General features: G+C 61.8%; 11 protein-coding genes. 7 read left to right on the forward strand and 4 right to left on the reverse strand.

The annotated features are described in order from the left end of the window. Nucleotides 1–52: 52 nt before the first annotated feature. From DBAC_RS08930 to DBAC_RS08945, 4 genes are all read right to left on the reverse strand, one after another. A complete protein-coding gene (locus DBAC_RS08930) occupies nt 53–478 on the reverse strand; it encodes a DUF4079 family protein (protein WP_015773963.1) in 426 nt (141 codons plus the stop codon). Nucleotides 479–598: 120 nt separating this feature from the next. After that, nucleotides 599–3730 carry an efflux RND transporter permease subunit gene (locus DBAC_RS08935; RefSeq protein ID WP_015773964.1) on the reverse strand — a complete coding sequence of 1044 codons (3132 nt, stop codon included), beginning with the start codon at nt 3728–3730 and terminating at the stop codon, nt 599–601. Then, nucleotides 3727–4791: an efflux RND transporter periplasmic adaptor subunit gene (locus DBAC_RS08940; protein ID WP_015773965.1), complete on the reverse strand. Its 1065-nt coding sequence runs from the start codon at nt 4789–4791 to the stop codon at nt 3727–3729. The genes DBAC_RS08935 and DBAC_RS08940 overlap by 4 nt, the downstream gene beginning before the upstream one ends. 407 nt (nt 4792–5198) lie before the next feature. Further along, the gene (locus DBAC_RS08945; RefSeq protein WP_015773966.1) at nt 5199–6608 is read right to left on the reverse strand and encodes a mannose-1-phosphate guanylyltransferase/mannose-6-phosphate isomerase; all 1410 of its coding nucleotides are present in this window, start codon (nt 6606–6608) and stop codon (nt 5199–5201) included. A 218-nt stretch (nt 6609–6826) separates the two neighbouring features. On the opposite strand from DBAC_RS08945, the gene DBAC_RS08950 reads away from it, so the two are divergent. The 7 genes from DBAC_RS08950 (at nt 6827) to mltG (ending at nt 17886) form a co-directional block, all read left to right on the forward strand. Then, on the forward strand, nt 6827–7663 hold the full coding sequence (locus DBAC_RS08950) for a rhodanese-like domain-containing protein (protein WP_043810761.1): 837 nt from the start codon (nt 6827–6829) through the stop codon (nt 7661–7663). Next, nucleotides 7656–8567 (forward strand): DUF362 domain-containing protein, encoded by a 912-nt coding sequence (locus tag DBAC_RS08955; protein ID WP_015773968.1) that lies wholly within the window; start codon nt 7656–7658, stop codon nt 8565–8567. The genes DBAC_RS08950 and DBAC_RS08955 overlap by 8 nt, the downstream gene beginning before the upstream one ends. A gap of 36 nt (nt 8568–8603) precedes the next feature. Continuing rightward, the gene (gene hypF / locus DBAC_RS08960) at nt 8604–10904 is read left to right on the forward strand and encodes a carbamoyltransferase HypF (protein WP_015773969.1); all 2301 of its coding nucleotides are present in this window, start codon (nt 8604–8606) and stop codon (nt 10902–10904) included. Nucleotides 10905–10918: 14 nt separating this feature from the next. Further along, a complete protein-coding gene (gene sppA / locus DBAC_RS08965) occupies nt 10919–12754 on the forward strand; it encodes a signal peptide peptidase SppA (RefSeq protein ID WP_015773970.1) in 1836 nt (611 codons plus the stop codon). Between the two features lie 166 nt (nt 12755–12920). Then, on the forward strand, nt 12921–16472 hold the full coding sequence (locus DBAC_RS08970) for an FAD-binding and (Fe-S)-binding domain-containing protein (protein WP_015773971.1): 3552 nt from the start codon (nt 12921–12923) through the stop codon (nt 16470–16472). After that, on the forward strand, nt 16469–16870 hold the full coding sequence (gene ruvX / locus DBAC_RS08975) for a Holliday junction resolvase RuvX (protein WP_015773972.1): 402 nt from the start codon (nt 16469–16471) through the stop codon (nt 16868–16870). The genes DBAC_RS08970 and ruvX overlap by 4 nt, the downstream gene beginning before the upstream one ends. After that, nucleotides 16867–17886, forward strand: coding sequence for an endolytic transglycosylase MltG (mltG, locus tag DBAC_RS08980; RefSeq protein ID WP_015773973.1), 1020 nt, complete (start codon nt 16867–16869; stop codon nt 17884–17886). The genes ruvX and mltG overlap by 4 nt, the downstream gene beginning before the upstream one ends. Nucleotides 17887–18159: the final 273 nt, after the last annotated feature.

Genomic DNA, 18159 nt, shown 5'->3' on the forward strand with positions numbered 1-18159 from the left:
AAAAAAGCGCCCCCGATGAAGAGACGCTTGTGCTTGACGGTCATCATCGTTCTCAAGCCAGCATGAAATCCCGGATGACGGCGATTCCGGTGACCACCTGCGCCAGGGCCAGGATCAAGGCCACGATATTGAAAACTGCATGCGCCAGCGGCAGGTAGCGGCGCTTCGCCCGGTTGCGGTCCATGATCACGCCCGTGACGTAGCCCCCGGCGATGCAGGGCATCATGGACTGGCCGATCCAGTAGTGGCCCCCGGTAATCGTGTTCTGGCCCCATGCCTGGCCCACGGCGTAAAGGCCCAGGACCAGCCCGGCCATCCACAGGATGTGCACGTACTTGCCGAGCCGGACATGCTCCGCCCACATGAACTTGCCTTTCCTGCCCAGATGGTTGGCCTGAAAGCGGGGCCAGCCCAGGTGCAGGACGTAGAGGGCCAAAGCGGTGGCGGCGAGTTGAAGCAGGGGATGAATCCAGAGCATGAGGCACTCCTTGCGGGCGTTTTGTGAAAGAAAGAAGCCGGGACCGAAATGAACAGGGAAGTGAATAGATGAGGGGGGCAGAATTGACAAGGTCCACAAGCCCCCTCTTCCGGCGCGCCGTCACGTCCTGGCGACAGCCTCACCGGCCTTGCCGGACCGGCGCCGGGTCAGCCACGCCCTGCCGCCATCCTGCAGGGAGCAGAGCACCGGCACCACGACCAGAGTCAGCAGAGTGGCCACAAGAAGCCCGAAGATGACCGCCACGGCCATGGGTCCCCACCACTGCGCCGACTCCGACTCCGTGATCAGCTTCCACTTGAAAAAGTCGAAGCTCACCCCCAGGGCCATGGGCAAAAGACCGAGGATGGTGGTCACGGCCGTGAGCAGCACCGGGCGGAAACGGGTCAGCCCGGCCTCGAGCAGGGCCTCGCGCGTCTGCATGCCTTTGGCCTTGAGCTGCTCGAAATAGTCGATGAGCACGATGGCGTTGTTGACGACCACGCCGGCCAGGGAGATGACGCCAACGCCAGTCATGATGATCCCGAAAGCCGTGCCGGTGATCAGCAGGCCCGTGAAGACCCCGATGAAGGACAACACCACCGAGGTCAGCACGATAAGCGGGGTGACCATGGAATTGAACTGGGCCACCAGCACCATGAAGATGAGAAAAATGGCGGCGACAAAGGCCTCGCTCAAGAATTCCTGGGCCTTGCGCTGCTCTTCCTGCTCACCGGCAAAGCTGTAGGTGTACCCGCGCGGCCAGGCCAGGGCCCCCAGCTTGCCGTCAAGCTCGCGGATGATGTCGTTGGCGAGCCTGCCGCTGACATCGGACGAGACCGTGACCACCCTCTTTTGATCCTTGTGGTTGATGGCCCCGAGGCCGCTGGCCAGATCCACCCGGGCCAGGGTGGTCAGGGGCACGGGCTCGCCGTCCAGACCGGAGACTGTGATGCGGCGCAGGGACTCCACCGACTCCCTGTCCTTGCGGGGCAGCTTGGCGACGATATCGTATTCGTCCTTGCCCTCGCGAAACACCCCGACCTTGGCCCCGTTGATGGCGGCCTTCACGGTGTAGGCCACGGTGTAGGTGTCCAGGCCCAGGAGCGATGTTTTCTCCTTGTCCACTCGAATCTGGATCTCCGGCTTTCCGGTGACCAGGTTGTCCTTCATGTCGACGATGCCGGGGATGTCGCGCATGAGCGCGCGAACCTGCTCCACGATCCCGGCCAGCACCTGCATGTCGTCGCCGTAAATTTCCAGACTGACGGGGTCGCCGGTGGGCGGTCCCTCGTCTTCCTTCTCCACGCGCAGCTCCGCGCCGGTGATCAGCGCGGAGAGCCTGTCCCGAACCTCCGAGATAATCTCCGAGGAGTGTCGCGAGCGCTCGCCGATGGGTACGAAATCCAGGGTCACGGAGCCCAGATGCGTGCCGCTTCCGCCGCCGCCGAAATCTCCCCCCGTGGCCGCGCCGGTGCTGCCGATGACATAGCGCACGTCTGCATATTCGGAGCAGACGTCTTCGATGATCCGGATGTAACGATCCGTGGCGTCAAGATTGGTGCCCACGGGCAGCTTCACGTTGGCATAAGCCCGCTTGGGCTCGGTTTCGGGAAAAAACTCGACGCCCTTGCCGAATTTGCCAAAGGCCAGGGCCGAGCCAAGCAACATGACCACGCAAACCCCGAGGACCAGCGCCCGGTGGTTCAGGGCCCATTCCAAAAGCCACAGGTAGGCCCTCTTGGACCTGGACCGGACGACATTCCCGTCAACGGCGAGCGCGGGCGCGGCGGTCTGGTAACGCGCGGAGAGGACCGGGTTGATCACCAGGGCCACAAAAAGGGAGCCCGCGAGCGCCAGAATGACCGTCTTGGGCAGAAAGGACATGAACCCGCCCATGATGCCGGGCCAGAAGATCATGGGAAAGAACGCCCCAACGGTGGTCAGGGTCGAGGTTATGACCGGCCAGGCCACTTCGCTGGTCCCGTCAAGGGCGGCCTGGAAGCGGTCCTTGCCCTCCTGCATGTGGCGGTAGATATTCTCCACGATGACGATGCCATTGTCGACCAGCATGCCGAGCGCCAGAATGAGGGAAAAAAGAACGACCATGTTCAGGGTGATGTCCAGCAGGCGCAGGAGCGCAAAGGTGATGAGCATGGACACCGGGATGGCCACGGACACGAACACGGCGGAGCGGCCACCGATGAAAATGAGCACCACGCCCAGAACCAGTATGAGACCGGTCAGGATGTTGTTTTCCAGGTCGGCGACCATGTTGCGGATGTCCTCGGCCATGTCCGCGGTCAGGCTGATGGTAAGCGTGGGCGGCAGAAGAAGGCGCATCTCCTCCACCACGGCGGCAACGCGGTCGTTGATGTCGATGATGTTCTCGCCGCTGCGCTTGATCACCTGCAGAGTCACCGCGTTCTCGCCGTTCAGGCGGCTGAGCGTCGTAATATCCTTGTAGTGATCGCGAATGGCGGCCACGTCACGCAGATAGACGGGCTTGCCGTCGCGCACGAAGGCCACGATGGAATCGATCTCCGCCGGACTGCGAAAATCTTCGGGCACACGCACCTGATAACGCATGTCGCCGATGTCCATGGAGCCGCCGGGCATGTTCACGTTACCCCGCTCCACCGACTGCAGCATAGCTGCGAAGGGCACCTTGTAGGCGCCGACGCGGTCCAGGTCGAACTCGACGTGGATTTCGCGCTCAAGGCCTCCGATGATCCGGGCGTCGAGCACCCCGGAAATGGACTCGAAACGATCTTCCAGATCCTCGGCGAAGACCTTGAGGCGCTTCAGGCTAAAAGGGCCGGACAAGACCACCTGGATGATGGGCATGTCGGAAAAATTCATCTCGCTGACCAGCGGATCGTCTTCAAGGTCCGACGGCAGGTCGCCCGAGGCCTGATCGACCTTGTCGCGGACCTTCTGCAGGGCATCGTCGATGTCCTCGCTGGGCAAAAACTTGATGGCGATGGTGGACGTGCCGTCGTCGGACTGCGAGGTCAGTTCCTCCACGCCCTCCAGGCCTTTTAGCTTGCGCTCCAGAGGGACGGTGATGAGCTTCTCCATGTCCTCCGGCGCAACGCCCTCGTAGTCCGTGGTCACGAAGATGTAGGGAATCTGGATGTCGGGTGCGGCCTCGCGCGGAAGATTGGCGTAGCTGTACAGCCCCGCCACGATGATCAGCAGCAGGGAGACCAGGACCAACGGTTGGCGACGCTGCGCGGCTTCGTTGACGATCATCGCACGTTCACCTGCGTCCCGTCCTCGACCTCGGCGTGCCCGGCCACGATAAGCCTGTCACCGGCGGCCAGTCCTTCCAGCACCTGCACGCGGTCGCCTTCGATGATGCCGAGCTTTACGGTGCGCGCCCGGGCCACTCCGCCCTGCTCCACGAAAATGATCCGCTCCCCGCCCTTGTCCTGCACGGTGAAGAGCGGCGCGGTCACGGCACCCTCAATCAGACGACGCAGAAATGCGCCCCGCGCGATCATGCCGGGCCGGATCATACCGCCCTCATTGTCCACCACCACCCTGACCTGAAAGGTACGGGTCGCGGAGTCGGCCTTCCAGGCCACGAAATCAATCGTCCCTGTCCACCGCCCCTCGGGATAGGTGTCGACAAGCACCGTGACCTCTTGCCCTTTGGCCAGGAAACGCACGTCGCCTTCAGGCACGGAAAAGTTGATGCGCATGGTGGCCACATTGACGATATCCGCCACAGGCCCACCCTCGGCCACGAATTCTCCGGGATCGACATGGACCTTGTTGACCACGCCTTCCAGGGTCGAGGCCACCGTGCCGTACTCGTATTCAACCTCGGTCTCGCGCAGCCGCGTCCTGGCCGAAGTCAGCTCGTTGCGGGCCTGATCCAGCTCCTCCCGGGCAAGAACGCCCTGCGCATGAAGCGCTTGCCTGCGCCGCAGCTGATCGTCGGCCAACTGCACGTTCGCCCGCGCGCGATCACGGGCGGCGCCCAAGGCCGACAGGTCGATGCGGGCGACATGATCTCCCGTGCGCACGGCGCTCCCTTCGGTCACGCCGACCCACTCCACGACGCCGCCGCGCTGAGCGGCCAGGCGCACATCATGCAGGGCCTCGGTCTCCCCAGGCAGGACCAGAATGTCGCGCATGGTGACGGCCTTGACCTCCTCGGTCAGGACATTGACCACGTAAGCCGGCCTGGCCGGTTCCGAGGCATTGGAAACCGGAGAATCCGCCGGCCCATCGGAGCACCCGGCAGAAAAAACGCCCAGACAAAGGACAAGACCCAAAAACAGATTCTTTCCCCAAACCATATTCATTAGCTGTATTCCTTAAACCGCCCACGGTCCTGAAGGTAAGGGGCTGGAAAGGTTCAAGTGCAAGGCGCTAGGCCAAAATCTTCCCCTTAAAACCGACCACGGTCCTCACGGTAAGGGGCTGGGAAGGTCCGAGTGCAAGGCGCAAGGCCAAAATGCAAGCCGAAGTGTAGCCGACTACATGAGGCTTGCATTTTGGCCGCAGCAACGCAGCAATCGCACCATTCGCACAGATTCATACGCAACCCGAACCAAAATCTCTTCCTTAAAACCGCCCACGGTCCTGGAGGTAAGGGGCTGGGAAGGTTCGAGTGCAAGGAGCGCGAGAAAAAACGGAGCCGAAGTGTAGCCGACTACATGAGGCTCCGTTTTTTCTCGCGGCGACGCAGCAATCGGACCTTCCCAGCCCCTTACCGGCCGTAGAGATCTTCGAAGCGGACGATATCATCTTCTCCGAGGTAGCTTCCAACCTGCACTTCAATAAGCTCCAGCGGAATCTTGCCCGGATTGGCCAGACGGTGCACTGCGCCGAGCGGCAGGTAGACGGATTCGTTCTCGCGCAGCAGGATTTCCTCGCTGTCCCGGGTCACCACCGCGGTGCCCTGGACCACGACCCAGTGCTCGGCGCGGTGGAAATGCTTCTGCAGCGACAAAACCTGACCCGACGTGACCACGATGCGTTTGACCTGATAGCGCGCGCCGTCGCCTATGGACTCGTAGTGGCCCCAGGGCCGGAAGACCTTTTTATGAGACACGGCCTCGATGCGGTTCTCGGCTTTAAGCTTGTCCACGATCTTCTTGACTTCCTGCACCCGGTCGCGCGGGGAGATGAGCACCGCGTCGGAGGTCTCGACCACGATGTGGTTCTCAAGTCCCACGGCGGCCAAAAGGCGCGTCTCGGCGTGCAGATAGGAATCGTGAACGTCGCAGAGCACCACGTCCCCTTTGGTCACGTTGCCACTCTCGTCCTTGCCTCCGGCCTGCCACAGGGCGTCCCAGGAGCCCAGGTCGTTCCAGCCGCAGGACAGGGGGACCATCACGCCCCGTTCCGTCTGCTCCATGACCGCGTAATCGACGGAGTCCTCGGGACAGGCGGCAAAGGCCTCACGGTCCAGCCGCAGAAAGTCCAGATCCCGCCCGGCCAGGGCCAGGGCCTTGCGGCAGGACTCCACGATGGCCGGTGCGAATCGTTCCAGTTCGGACAGCACGGCCTGCGCCCTGAACACGAACATGCCCGAGTTCCAGAAATATTGCCCCGAGGCGACATAGCCCTCGGCCGTCGCCAGGTCCGGCTTTTCCACGAAACGCTCGATGGCACGGGCCGCCGAGTCCGGAAGCGCCGGTCCTTGCAGGATATAGCCGTACCCGGTCTCGGGAGCCGAAGGAACGATGCCGAAGGTGACCAGGTGATCCGCGGCGGCATGCGCGACGGCCTGACGCACTGCCTCGTGAAACTGCGCCGGATCACCGATGAGATGGTCCGCCGGCAGGACGAGGAGAACCGCCTCGGGGTCGGCGACCAAGGCCTGCAGAGCCGCGATAGTCACGGCCGGAGCAGTGTTTCTGCCGACGGGCTCCAGAATGATCGCGGCCGGGGACACGCCCATGGCCCGCATCTGCTCGGCGATGATAAAACGGTGCTCTTCGTTGCAGATGATGATCGGGTCCGCAACCTCGTCCAGGCCTTGCAAGCGCAAAAGCGTGTTCTGGACCAGGGTCCGGTCGTCGATGAGCGGCAGCAGCTGCTTGGGGTACAGTTTCCGCGAAAGAGGCCACAATCTGGTGCCGGACCCCCCGGCAAGAATGACTGGAATGATCATGTTCTGCTCCAAAAAATAAAGAAATAAGGACATGCGTGCCAAAACCCGGCTTATGTACCGTGGATGATGACAAAATCAAATGGCAATTTCGCGGCCCTGGGCACGTGGGGCGGGCCATGCGCTTCCCGCCGGTCCCGGCCCGGCAAGGGGTCTGGATTTGTGAATGCCTTTGCCGTACAGGGAGGGTTAACGCCAACCGCGGCACATAAAGAGGCAGGATGATGACCAGACAAGTGATCGATATCTTTCCCGATGAACTGGAAGAATTCAAGAACAAGACCAGAGAGCGCGACTACCTTCTGATTGACGTCCGCCAGCCTTCGGAATTCGCAGAGGTCCATATTCCCGGTGCCCAGCTCATCCCGCTGCCGGAAATCGAAAACCGCATCGCGGAGCTGGACGGGGAAAAAAATCTGGTCCTGTATTGCCGCACCGGCGGCAGGTCATCCGTCGCCGCAGCCCTGATCAAGGACGCCGGGGCCCGGCAGGGCGCGATCTACAATCTGGTCGGCGGAATCGCCGGCTGGGAAGGCAAGGGCCTCAAAGACATCCCGCATCTGGAGCTCTTTCCCCGGGACATGGCCCTGAACCAGACCCTCTACAGGGCCATGAACATGGAAAAAGGGGCCTGGCTTTTCTACAACGATCTCGCTCAAGAGTACAAGGGCACGGAACTTGGCGACATGATCGAAGATATTGGCGGCATGGAAGAGGTTCATGCCCGCAGCATCTTCACATACTGGAAGAAGAACAACCCGGCATCCATCACCGACAGCTTCGATGAAACATTCGAGCGCCTGGACGGCCGGATCATGGAAGGCGGCAAGCCCATTTCCGCCTGGATGGCCCGTCTGGGCAAAGACCCCAAGGATCGCATGCTGCGGCTCCTGGAGTTGGCCTGCGAGATCGAGTACTATGCCTACGATCTTTACCGGGGCCTGGCCAAACGTGACCGCGACACCGAAGCGGTCCAGACCTACCTGCTGCTGGCCGAGCAGGAAAAAGCCCACATCCGCGTCATTACCAAGGCTCTGGACCGGTTTTTTGGTGATTAAGGTCTTTTTGAGGCAGACGCCGGACTACACCCATGCCGCAAGCATGATTCCGAATCTGCTCGACAGCGTGCTTCCGGACATTTCCGGCTTGCGTCTGCTCATCAAACCCAACTTCGTGGCTCTGCGAAACGCGCATCTGTGCTGTACCCATCCCGCCGTCATCGACGCGGCCGCAAGGCACTGCGTCGAACGCGGAGCCCGCGTCACCGTCGGAGATTCCCCGGCCTTCGGCACGGCCCAGTCCATCGCCCAGGCCATCGGGCTGCCCGAACTGCTGCGCCCCCTTGGAGTCGAGGTCGTGACGCTGGCCCGCGGGGTCTGCATCAAGAGCGGACCTGTGCGGGTCCAGGTCTCTGCCGCCGCGCTGGACGCGGACCTGATCCTAAATCTCCCCAAATTCAAGGCCCACTCGCAGATGCGCTTCAGCGGCGCAGTGAAAAACCTGTTCGGATGCGTGACCGGCGTACGCAAGGCCTGGCTGCACGCCCGGCACGGTGACAAAAAGAACCGTTTCGTTGCGATGATCTGCGGACTCATGAACGTGTTGCCACCCACGGTCAGCCTCATGGACGGGGTGGAGGCCATGCATCGCACCGGCCCCATAGCCGGCGAAGCCTTTGCGCTTGGTTTCATGGGAGCAAGCGCGAGCCCCGTGGCCCTGGACACGGCGGCGGGCATGGTTTTGGGCGCACGGCCGGAACGTTTCCCCATCTGGGACCACTGCCTGCGCGAGAAGCTGCCCGGAGCCGATGCAACAGCCCTGGACTTTCCCCTGCACAGGCCCGAGGATTTCGACGCCACGGACTTCATCCTCCCGGCGTCGCTCAAACCGGAGTCGTTTCGGCCGGACATCCTGCTGACAAGCCTCATCAAACGCATGTGGCTGGCACGATTCAGACGCTGACCCGGCGAGGCATCTGAACAAACAAGGACATCGCACATGCTCATGCAACGCTGGAAATGGATCATCACCGGAGGAGTGCAGGGAGTAGGATTTCGGCCCTTCGTCTACAAGGCCGCCCTGCACGCCAGGGTCACGGGACGGGTCCTGAACACCCCCGAAGGCGTGCTCATCGAAGTCCAGGGCGCGCCGGATCAGCTCGGCCTCTTCGAAGACACGTTTCAGGCCACCATCCCGCCTCTGGCCCGCATCGTGACCTGGGACCGGGAAACCCTCGACCCTCTGCCCGGCGAGGACGCCTTCCAAATACTCAAAAGCACGGGCGGGCATGGGCACCAGGTGCTCATCAGCCCGGACGTGGCCACCTGCGACGACTGCATCGCGGACATCCGCGACCCCGAAAACCGCAGATACCGCTACGCGTTCACCAACTGCACCAATTGCGGCCCGCGATACACCATCACCCGCGCCATCCCCTACGACCGCGCCTGCACGTCCATGAGCTGTTTCCCGCTCTGCCCGGACTGCCTGGAAGAATACGAAAACCCGCTGGACCGGCGCTTCCATGCCCAACCCAACGCCTGCCCCGTGTGCGGGCCGAAACTGTGGTTGACGGACAGAACCGGCCGGACCTTGGGCGAAAACGACGACGCCATCCGCGCCACGGCCAGATTGCTTATGGATGGCGGACTGGTGGCCATGAAGGGGCTCGGAGGCTTCCACCTCGTCTGCAATGCCCGCGACCAGGAGGCGGTGCAACGGCTGCGGGACCGCAAAAAAAGACAGGACAAGCCGCTGGCCATCATGGTCCGGGACCTGGACGCGGCCCGGAGCCTCTGCGCCCTACGCGAGGCCGAAGGAGATCTGCTGACAAGCAGGCAGAGGCCCATCGTGCTCGCCCAGGCCCGCCCGGACAGGGGCCTCGCGCCGGGACTTTCCCCGGACACCGCCTATCTGGGCGTGATGCTGCCCTATACACCCCTGCACCATGTGCTTTTCGACGAACTGTCGCATTGCGGCGCAGGGCCCACAGCCCTGGTCATGACCTCCGGCAATCTGAGCTCCGAGCCCATCTGCCTCGGCAATCGGGAGGCACTGCAACGTCTGGGGAGCATTGCCGACACTTTTCTGCTGCACAACCGCGACATCCTGATCCGCTGCGACGATTCGGTACTGCGGGTGGTGGACGAAAGGCCCCAGTTCATCCGCCGGGCGCGCGGCTACACGCCCGCCCCCATCGACCTGGCCCAGGACGGCCCCGTGGTGCTCGGCGTCGGCCCCCTGCTCAAGAACACCCTCTGCCTGACCAAGGGGCGGCAAGCCTTTGTTTCGCAACATATCGGCGACCTGGAGCACCTCGAAGCCTACGGTTTTTTCCGCGAAACCCGCGCCCATCTGCAGGACATCCTGCAAGTCCAGCCCCAGGCCGTGGTCCATGACCTGCACCCGGATTTTTTGAGCACGGCCTTCGCCCGCGAGTCCGGGCTGCCCTGCCTGCCGCTGCAGCACCATTTTGCGCACATCCACGCGGTCCTGGCCGAAAACAAATACATGGGGACGGCCATCGGACTGGCCCTGGACGGAGTGGGGCTGGGCGACGACGGCACCCTGTGGGGCGGAGAAGCCCTGCTGGTCGACACGCAAAAAATCCGGCACCAGAGGCTGGCCCGCTTTTCTCAGGTCATGCTGCCCGGCGGGGACGCGGCCACGCGCGAACCCTGGCGGCTGGCGCGGGCGTTTCTGCATGCCCTGAACATCCATGCTCCAGCGGACAAGCCGTGGCCGTGGCTTGCGGACTTCGCCGGCGCCGACAAGGTGGTCGGGCAGGTGCTGGAACGCCGCATCAATTCGCCCCTCTCCTCCAGCTGCGGACGACTTTTCGATGCAGTGTCGGCCATGCTCGGCCTGTGTGGACGCATCTCCTATGAGGGTCAGGCGGCAATCCGACTGGAAGCCATACAAGACAAGGATGAAAAAGGTGTTTATACGTGCTCTGTAATTGAATATGAGGGGATTGTGGAACTTGATACCCTGGAACTTTTTGCGCAGGTTCACGCCGAGTGGCTCGGCGGCGAATGCCCGGCAAAAATCAGCAGGCGCTTTCATCTGGGTCTCATTGACGGCCTGGCCAGGCTCTGTGTCCTCCTGGCCGAAAAGTGCTCCTGCCGCACGGTGGCCTTGAGCGGAGGGGTCATGCAGAATCTGACCCTGGCCGCCGGGCTGCCCCGGGCACTGCACGCGCATGGGCTGACCGTGCTGACCCACCGGGAACTGCCGCCCAACGACGCCTGCATCTCTCTTGGCCAGGCCGCCTACGGCCAACTGGTCCTGCAACCCTAACAGGAGTGCATTCCGTGGAAATACTCGACCGCATAAAATCAATCCTGAGCATCCTGTGGAAGGTTTTGAGCACCACCAGAGTCGTCGTTGCCAACATCTTCTTCCTGCTGGTGGTCATCATACTCTTCGGAGTCTTTTTTACCGACACGGAAGAGACGCTAAGGCAGAACTCGGTGCTGGTCGTCAATCCGGCCGGAGCCCTGGTCGAGCAGCGCAACGCGCCGAAACCGGCCGAAGCCCTGCTCAGGAAAATGGGCCGGGAGACGGCCAAGGCCGATGAGACCAAAACCCAGGACATCATCGACGCCATCCGCAAAGCCGCCACGGACTCCAATATCCTGGCCATGGTCATCGACCCCCGGGACCTGCAGGGCTGCGACACGACCAAACTTCTCGACATCGGCAAGGCCATCCTGGACTTCAAGGAAACGGGCAAACCCGTGCTGGCCCACTCCATGGTCTACACCCAGGGACAATACCTGCTGGCGTCCTATGCCGACACGATCTCGGTCAATCCGCTGGGCGGGGTGATGATCACGGGATTCGGCATGTACCAGACCTATTTCAAGGGCCTGCTGGACAAGACGCGCATCAATTTTCACGTCTTCCGCGTCGGCGACTACAAGACCGCCGTGGAACCTTTCGTGCGCGAATCCATGTCCGAAGAAGCAAAAGAGGCCGGACGGGAATGGCTGGGCGGGCTCTGGCAGGCCTATCTTGATGAAGCTTCCAAAAACCGGGGCGTCTCCCCTTCCGACATAACGTCCTACGTGGAGAACATCGACACCAGACTTGCTGCGGTGGGCGGCGATGCCGCACGCCTGGCCGTAACTGCGAAACTGGTTGACGAAATCAAGACATCCACCCAGTTCGACCAGCTGCTGGCCGGCAAGACCGGAAAGAAAGTCGAAGACCTGAACCGGGTCGACTTTCAGGACTATCTCGCCATGTCGCCCTCCGGGCAGACGGCGAGCAAGGAAGTCATCGGCATCATCAGAGCCCGGGGGGCCATCCTGCCCGGCAAGCAGCCGGAAAACATGACCGGCAGCGAATCCATCGCCGAACTTTTCCAGATGGCGCGGCAGGATCCGACGGTTCTGGCCGTGGTGCTGCGCCTGGACAGCCCCGGCGGAAGCGCGGCCGCGTCCGAGGAGATTCATCACGAGATCGCCCGTACCCAGGAAGCGGGCAAGCCCGTGGTGGTCTCCATGGGCAGCGTGGCCGCCTCGGGAGCGTACTGGATCGCGGCCGGGGCCAACCGCATCGTGGCCGCGCCGACCACTCTGACCGGCTCCATCGGCATTTTCGCGGCCTTCCCCACTTTTGAAGACACGGCCATGAACCTGGGCATCACCACCGACGGTATCGGCACGACCCCTCTTGCCGATCTCGGCAACCCCCTGCGCCCCCTGTCCGCCCAAAGCGAGAGGGCCATAGGGCACTTGCTGCGCTTCGGCTACGACCTCTTCATCGACCGCGTGGCCAGCGGCCGCAGGCTGCCTGCGGCCGACGTCGAAAACTCGGCCCAGGGCAGGGTTTTCCTGGGACAGGAGGCTCTCAGCCGCAAACTGGTCGACCAACTCGGCGATCTGGACGACGCCTTGAAGACCGCCGCCAGCCTGGCGGGATTGACCGTGGTCAACAGCAAGGAGTTGCGCCGCGCCCCATCGTCCCACGAAAAACTGCTGCAGACCTTTTTCTCGACGGCCCAGGCCCTCTTCACGCAACAGTCCCCGGCCATCTCCAAAATGCTGAACATGGTCGAAACCCAGGCCCGGATTTTCGAAAGTTTCGCCGATCCGAATCATATCTATGCGCGCAGCCTGGAGTGCGAAGGGTCGCTGTTCTGATTCAATTCCCCGCCCGGCGCCGGTCGCCGGGCGGGACCCATCTTTTTGCGTCTTGCCAACCCCTCGCCTTGTGATTAAAAAATAAGGTTTGCCTGACAGCGAACCCTCTTTTTGCGTCCTGTCTCAAACCACAACGCCGCCTGCCGGCCTTACATATGGAACCAACATGCCTCAAAAAGGACCACATATCTCCTTGGCCCCCGAACGCCTGGTCAAGCGCGTTCTGGGACTCCCGCTTGAAGAATTCCAGACCTGGCCCGAATATCTGCAGCAACTGGCCCTGGATCTGGCGGAAGAACTGTTCATCATCCGCTACAATCCCTTCATTCCGGCCAAGGATGTACGCCAGAGCGTAAACGCCAGGCTGCAGGCCGAACGCGCGGCCCTGTCTCCGGAGTACTACCGCGAGCTGTCCGGTTGCCTGGAACGTTTCTGGCAAAGCTACGAAGCAGACCAGAAATTCAAGACCACGCTGATCTCCCGCCTGTCCTCCATCATGAACAAGGAGCAGGTCGTCTCGACCTCGAACAACCTCATCGAGTGCTCCACCGACGCCACCGACCTGCGCATGGAATTGCCGGCCCTGGTCGTTTTTCCGGAAAACACCTCCCAGATCCAGGGCATCATCCGTCTGGCCAACGAGATGGGCTTTCCCATCGTGCCCCGCGGCGGGGGCTCCGGCCTGACCGGCGGCGCCGTGCCCGCCAAGCCGCGCAGCGTGATTTTGAGTCTGAGCCGCTTCAAGGAAATCCTCGACATCGACGTGCAGGCCCGGACCATCACCGTGCAGTCCGGGGTGATCACCCTGACCGCCATCCAGGCGGCAGCGGCCAAGGGGCTGCTCCTGACCGTGGACCCAGCCTCCAAGGCCGCGTCGTCCATCGGCGGCAACGTCTCGGAGAACGCCGGCGGTCCTTTCGCCTTCGAATACGGGACCACTCTCGACAACCTGCTGTCCTACAAGATGGTCATGCCCACGGGCGACGTGATCCAGATCAACCGCGTGAACCATCCCCGGCACAAGATTATGCCGGAAGACACCGCGGTGTTTGAGGTCATGGACGAATTCGGCAACAGCCGCGATGTCATCACCCTGCAGGGCGACGAGATCCGGGGCACGGCGCTGGGCAAGGACGTGACCAACAAGTTTCTGGGCGGCCTGCCCGGCGTGCAGAAAGAGGGCGTTGACGGCATCATCACCGAGGCCACCTTCACCCTCTACCCCATCCTGCGTCACTCGCGAGTCATGTGTTTGGAATTTTACGGAAATTCCATGCGCAACGCCATGTACGTCATAAAAGACATCGTGGCCCTGCGCGACGAGATCCGCACCCAGGGCGACCTGGTCAAGCTCTCGGCTCTGGAGGAATTCGGGATCAAGTACGTCCAGGCCATCGAGTATTCCAAGAAATCACAAAAATTCGACGGCATCCCCATTTCGGTCCTCATCGTGCAGCTTGACTCCGTGGATGAAGAGGCCGTCTTCGAGGCGGTGCGCCGCATCACCGGGATCTGCGAACGTTACGACAACGTGGACAGCTTCGTGGCCGCCGACGCCCAGGAGGCGGAGGTGTTCTGGCACGACCGCCATCAGCTCTCGGCCATCTCCAAGCGCACCAGCGGATTCAAGCTCAACGAGGACATCGTCATTCCCCTTGAGGTCATCCCGGATTTCGCGGATTTTCTGGAAGAACAGAACCTCTATTATCTGGCCATAGCCTACCGCGATGCCCTGCAACAGGTACAAATCCTGCCGGGCATCGAGGTCGACGACGAGTTCATCCGCATGGAGATGGACGTGGCCTCGGCCATCATCAAGGGCAAAACCTCCAAGGAGGACCTGCCCGAACAGGAACTGCAGCTGCAGACCTCCTTCTTCTTCCAGCACTTGAAATCCAAATATTCCAAACTGCATGAAGAACTGACCAAGATCTTCGACACCATGCAGAGCACCCGCGTGGTCATCGCCAACCATATGCACGCGGGCGACGGCAACTGCCACGTCAACCTGCCGGTCAACTCCAACGACCCGCGCATGCTGGGCCTGGCCGAAGAAGCGGTGGAAAAGATCTTTCACAAGGTGCTAGAGTTCAAGGGCCAGGTCTCGGGCGAGCACGGCATCGGCATCACCAAGATCGGCTTTCTGGCCGAAGAAAAGATCGCAGCCCTTCGGACCTACAAGAAGAAGGTCGACCCCAACAACATCTTCAACCCCGGCAAGCTGACCCAGCGCGACCTGGTGGTCGTGCCCTACACCTTTTCCTTCAACCGGCTCATAAAGGACATCAACAAGACGGCGCTGCCGGGCAAGGAAAGTCTGATCAATCTGCTCCTGAACGTGCAGACCTGCACCCGCTGCGGCAAATGCAAGCAGGTCTGCCCCATGTATCTGCCCCAGAAGGGGCTGCTCTTCCACCCGCGTAACAAGAACATCACCCTCGGCGCACTGGTCGAGGCCATCTACTACTCGCAACTCCAGAACGGCGAACCCGAAACCCGCCTTTTGGGCGAACTGCGCAAGATCCTGGAGCACTGCACGGCCTGCGGCAAATGTTACGCCATCTGCCCGGTCAAGATCCGCACCCAGGACGTGACCCTGCAGATGCGCGCCTATCTGGAGGAAAAAGGCGCGGGCGGACACCCGTTCAAGAACCGGGTCCTGAACCTATTGAGCCAGGACCCGCAGACAACCCTGCCCAAGATGGCCAAGATCGCCGGCATCGGGCAGGAAATGGGCAACCGCGCAGTAAACCTGCTGCCCGCCAAATGGCGCGAGCGCCTGGACAGCCCTCTGCTGCGCGGCAAGGGTCCGAGCACCCAGTTCAAGAACCTCAAGGAAGGCCTGAACCTGGACAAAGGCAACATCATCACCTCCGAAAATATCGGCAGCAAACGCGCGGTGATCTATTTTCCGGGCTGCGGCGCGGGCCTTTTCTACCAATCCATCGGCATGGCCTCGGTGCGTCTGCTGCTTGACGCGGGGGTGAGCGTGATCCTGCCGCCGAACCATCTCTGCTGCGGCTATCCGCTCCTGTCCTCGGGCTGCAAGGATCAGTTCGAGCGCATTGGCGCGGACAACCAGAAAGTCATGGAAGGGCTGATCCGCCAGGCCGAAGCGGCGGGGTTCGTCATCAAGGCGGTACTGACCGCCTGCGGCACCTGCCGTGAAGGCATCAAGGGCTATCGCCTCAAATCCCTGGAAACGCGGCAGGTGGAATTTCAGGACGTGGTCCAGTTCATCATCCAGCAAGGCAAGGGCGGATTCGGACAGGGCCCGGAGCAACTGCTCTACCATGCGGCCTGCCATCACGAATGGACCGGCGTCGCGCCGCTCAAGGCCGGAGAAATCTACGCATCCGAGCTGGGCAAGATGGTCGGCTCGAAAGTGGGCATCTCGCCGTTCTGCTGCGGCGAATCGGGCCTGGGCGCGCTGACCTCGCCCAAAATCTACAACCGCCTGCGCATGCGCAAGAAGGAACAGCTCACCGTTGATCTCGCCGGATACCCCGCCGAGAGCCCGGTGATCGTCGGCTGCCCGTCCTGCAAGATCGGCATCAGCCGCACGCTGCTTGAAATGGGAGTAAAGCGCGATGTCGTGCACACTCTCGAATTCCTGGCCCGCCTCAGACATGGTGATGCGTGGCGCAAGAATTTCCACAAGCAGCTGGCCAAGGCCTCCGTCCAGAACACTGTGCAGACGATTACGCAGGCACCATGAAGATACTCGGCATCGATTACGGGCAAAAAAGAATCGGATTGGCCATGGCCCGGCAAGGCATGGCCTTTCCGTTCAAAACCCTGGACAAAAGCACCCGCGACAAGCTCTTCGCCGATCTCATGAGCATCATCGAGAGCGAAGGCGTGGAGGCCATCGTCCTGGGCCTGCCCCTTGACATGAACGGGGATGAGACCCTGACCACCCGGCAGGTGCTGAACTTTCGCGACAGCCTGGCCAGGCGAACGGAGCTTCCCATCCACCTGGTCAACGAGGCCCTGACCTCCTTTGATGCCCGGCAGCGTCTGCGGGAAGCCGGCGTGCCTGAACGAAAGCACAAGGAAATGCTCGATCAGATGGCCGCGGTCTGCATTCTGGAAACGTACCTGGAAAATTCATGAAACTTTGGCTGAAGTTCTTCCTGGCAGGACTTGTGCTCGTGGCGTTGGCAGCCGGGGCGACACTGTTTGCGGCCCGGCAATTCATCGAAACGCCTCTGGACCCTGCCTCCAATAGCACGGTGATTTTCAATGTCGAACCGGGCGAGAACCTGTTCACGGTATCCTCGCGGCTGGAAAACGAGGGTCTGGTTCGCTGGGGCGAGGCTTTCCGAACCTACGGGCGTTTTCGCAAGGCCACGTTGCAGGCCGGAGAGTTCGAGCTTGCCGCGAACATGTCGCCACGGCAGATACTTGAAGTCCTGTCCTCCGGCCGGCCCATCCTCTATCGGCTGCACTTCCCCGAAGGGCTGACCATGCGTGAAGTGGCCCAGGCCGTGAACGCCACCGGACTGACCACGACCGATAAATTTCTCGCCGCCTGCAACGACCGCGACTTTCTGCAGTCCCAGGGCATAAACGCCACCACTGCCGAAGGGTACCTTTTCCCGGAAACCTATTTTTTTCCGCGTATCCCGGGCCAGGATCCCTATCCCATCTTAAAAGCCCTTCTGGACCATTTCAGGGCCACGGTGGCAGAGCTTCCTCAGTCCAAGGACCCTGATGAGCTGCACCGCATGGTCATTCTGGCCTCGCTGGTGGAAAAAGAGACGGCCGTCCCGTCCGAGCGCGGTACAGTGGCCGGAGTGTATGCCAACCGCCTGCGGGTCGGCATGCTGCTGCAATGCGACCCGACCATCATCTACGGCCTGGGCGAGAAATTCGACGGCAACCTGCGCCGCTCGCACCTGCAGGACCCCAAAAACCCCTACAACACCTACGTCCACCCCGGCCTTCCCCCCGGCCCCATCTGCTCGCCCGGCGCGGCGGCGCTGCAGGCCGCATCCGACCCCGAAAAGCACGATCTGTTCTATTTCGTGGCCAGACAGGACGGGTCCCACCACTTCAGCCGCTCCCTGCGCGAACACACCAACGCGGTCATCAAGTATCAGCGCAGGGGTAGGCCGTTCCCGCAATGACAACGGCCGGCTCGCTCCGCCACGCAGAGATGTCTGCGTTCCTTCGAGCCATCCGCGCAGTGAAATGCGCAACGGCGCAATGACGTCTTAACCGGCAATGACGAAAACGCTGGAGCCGGGACCAAAAATAGATTATAGATACTCCAAGCTAATTTTTCGCTTCAGTTATTTCGAATAATCGGCTATGTTTATCGCCGCTTGCCCGTTCACGAACTGACAAGAATCAGCGTGTTTATCCAGACGCCTATCGACCAGACCACGCTCACGCGAGAC

It is taken from the genome of Desulfomicrobium baculatum DSM 4028 (assembly GCF_000023225.1).
GTDB classification, from domain to species: Bacteria; Desulfobacterota; Desulfovibrionia; order Desulfovibrionales; family Desulfomicrobiaceae; genus Desulfomicrobium; species Desulfomicrobium baculatum.

What these genes read in the sequence shown, in the direction of transcription:
- DBAC_RS08945 (WP_015773966.1), bottom strand. Translation starts at nt 6,608, where the DNA reads ATGATCATTCCAGTCATTCTTGCCGGGGGGTCCGGCACCAGATTGTGG.
- DBAC_RS08940 (WP_015773965.1), bottom strand. Translation starts at nt 4,791, where the DNA reads ATGAATATGGTTTGGGGAAAGAATCTGTTTTTGGGTCTTGTCCTTTGT.
- DBAC_RS08970 (WP_015773971.1), top strand. Translation starts at nt 12,921, where the DNA reads ATGCCTCAAAAAGGACCACATATCTCCTTGGCCCCCGAACGCCTGGTC.
- mltG (WP_015773973.1), top strand. Translation starts at nt 16,867, where the DNA reads ATGAAACTTTGGCTGAAGTTCTTCCTGGCAGGACTTGTGCTCGTGGCG.
- DBAC_RS08935 (WP_015773964.1), bottom strand. Translation starts at nt 3,730, where the DNA reads ATGATCGTCAACGAAGCCGCGCAGCGTCGCCAACCGTTGGTCCTGGTC.
- ruvX (WP_015773972.1), top strand. Translation starts at nt 16,469, where the DNA reads ATGAAGATACTCGGCATCGATTACGGGCAAAAAAGAATCGGATTGGCC.
- DBAC_RS08950 (WP_043810761.1), top strand. Translation starts at nt 6,827, where the DNA reads ATGATGACCAGACAAGTGATCGATATCTTTCCCGATGAACTGGAAGAA.
- hypF (WP_015773969.1), top strand. Translation starts at nt 8,604, where the DNA reads ATGCTCATGCAACGCTGGAAATGGATCATCACCGGAGGAGTGCAGGGA.
- DBAC_RS08930 (WP_015773963.1), bottom strand. Translation starts at nt 478, where the DNA reads ATGCTCTGGATTCATCCCCTGCTTCAACTCGCCGCCACCGCTTTGGCC.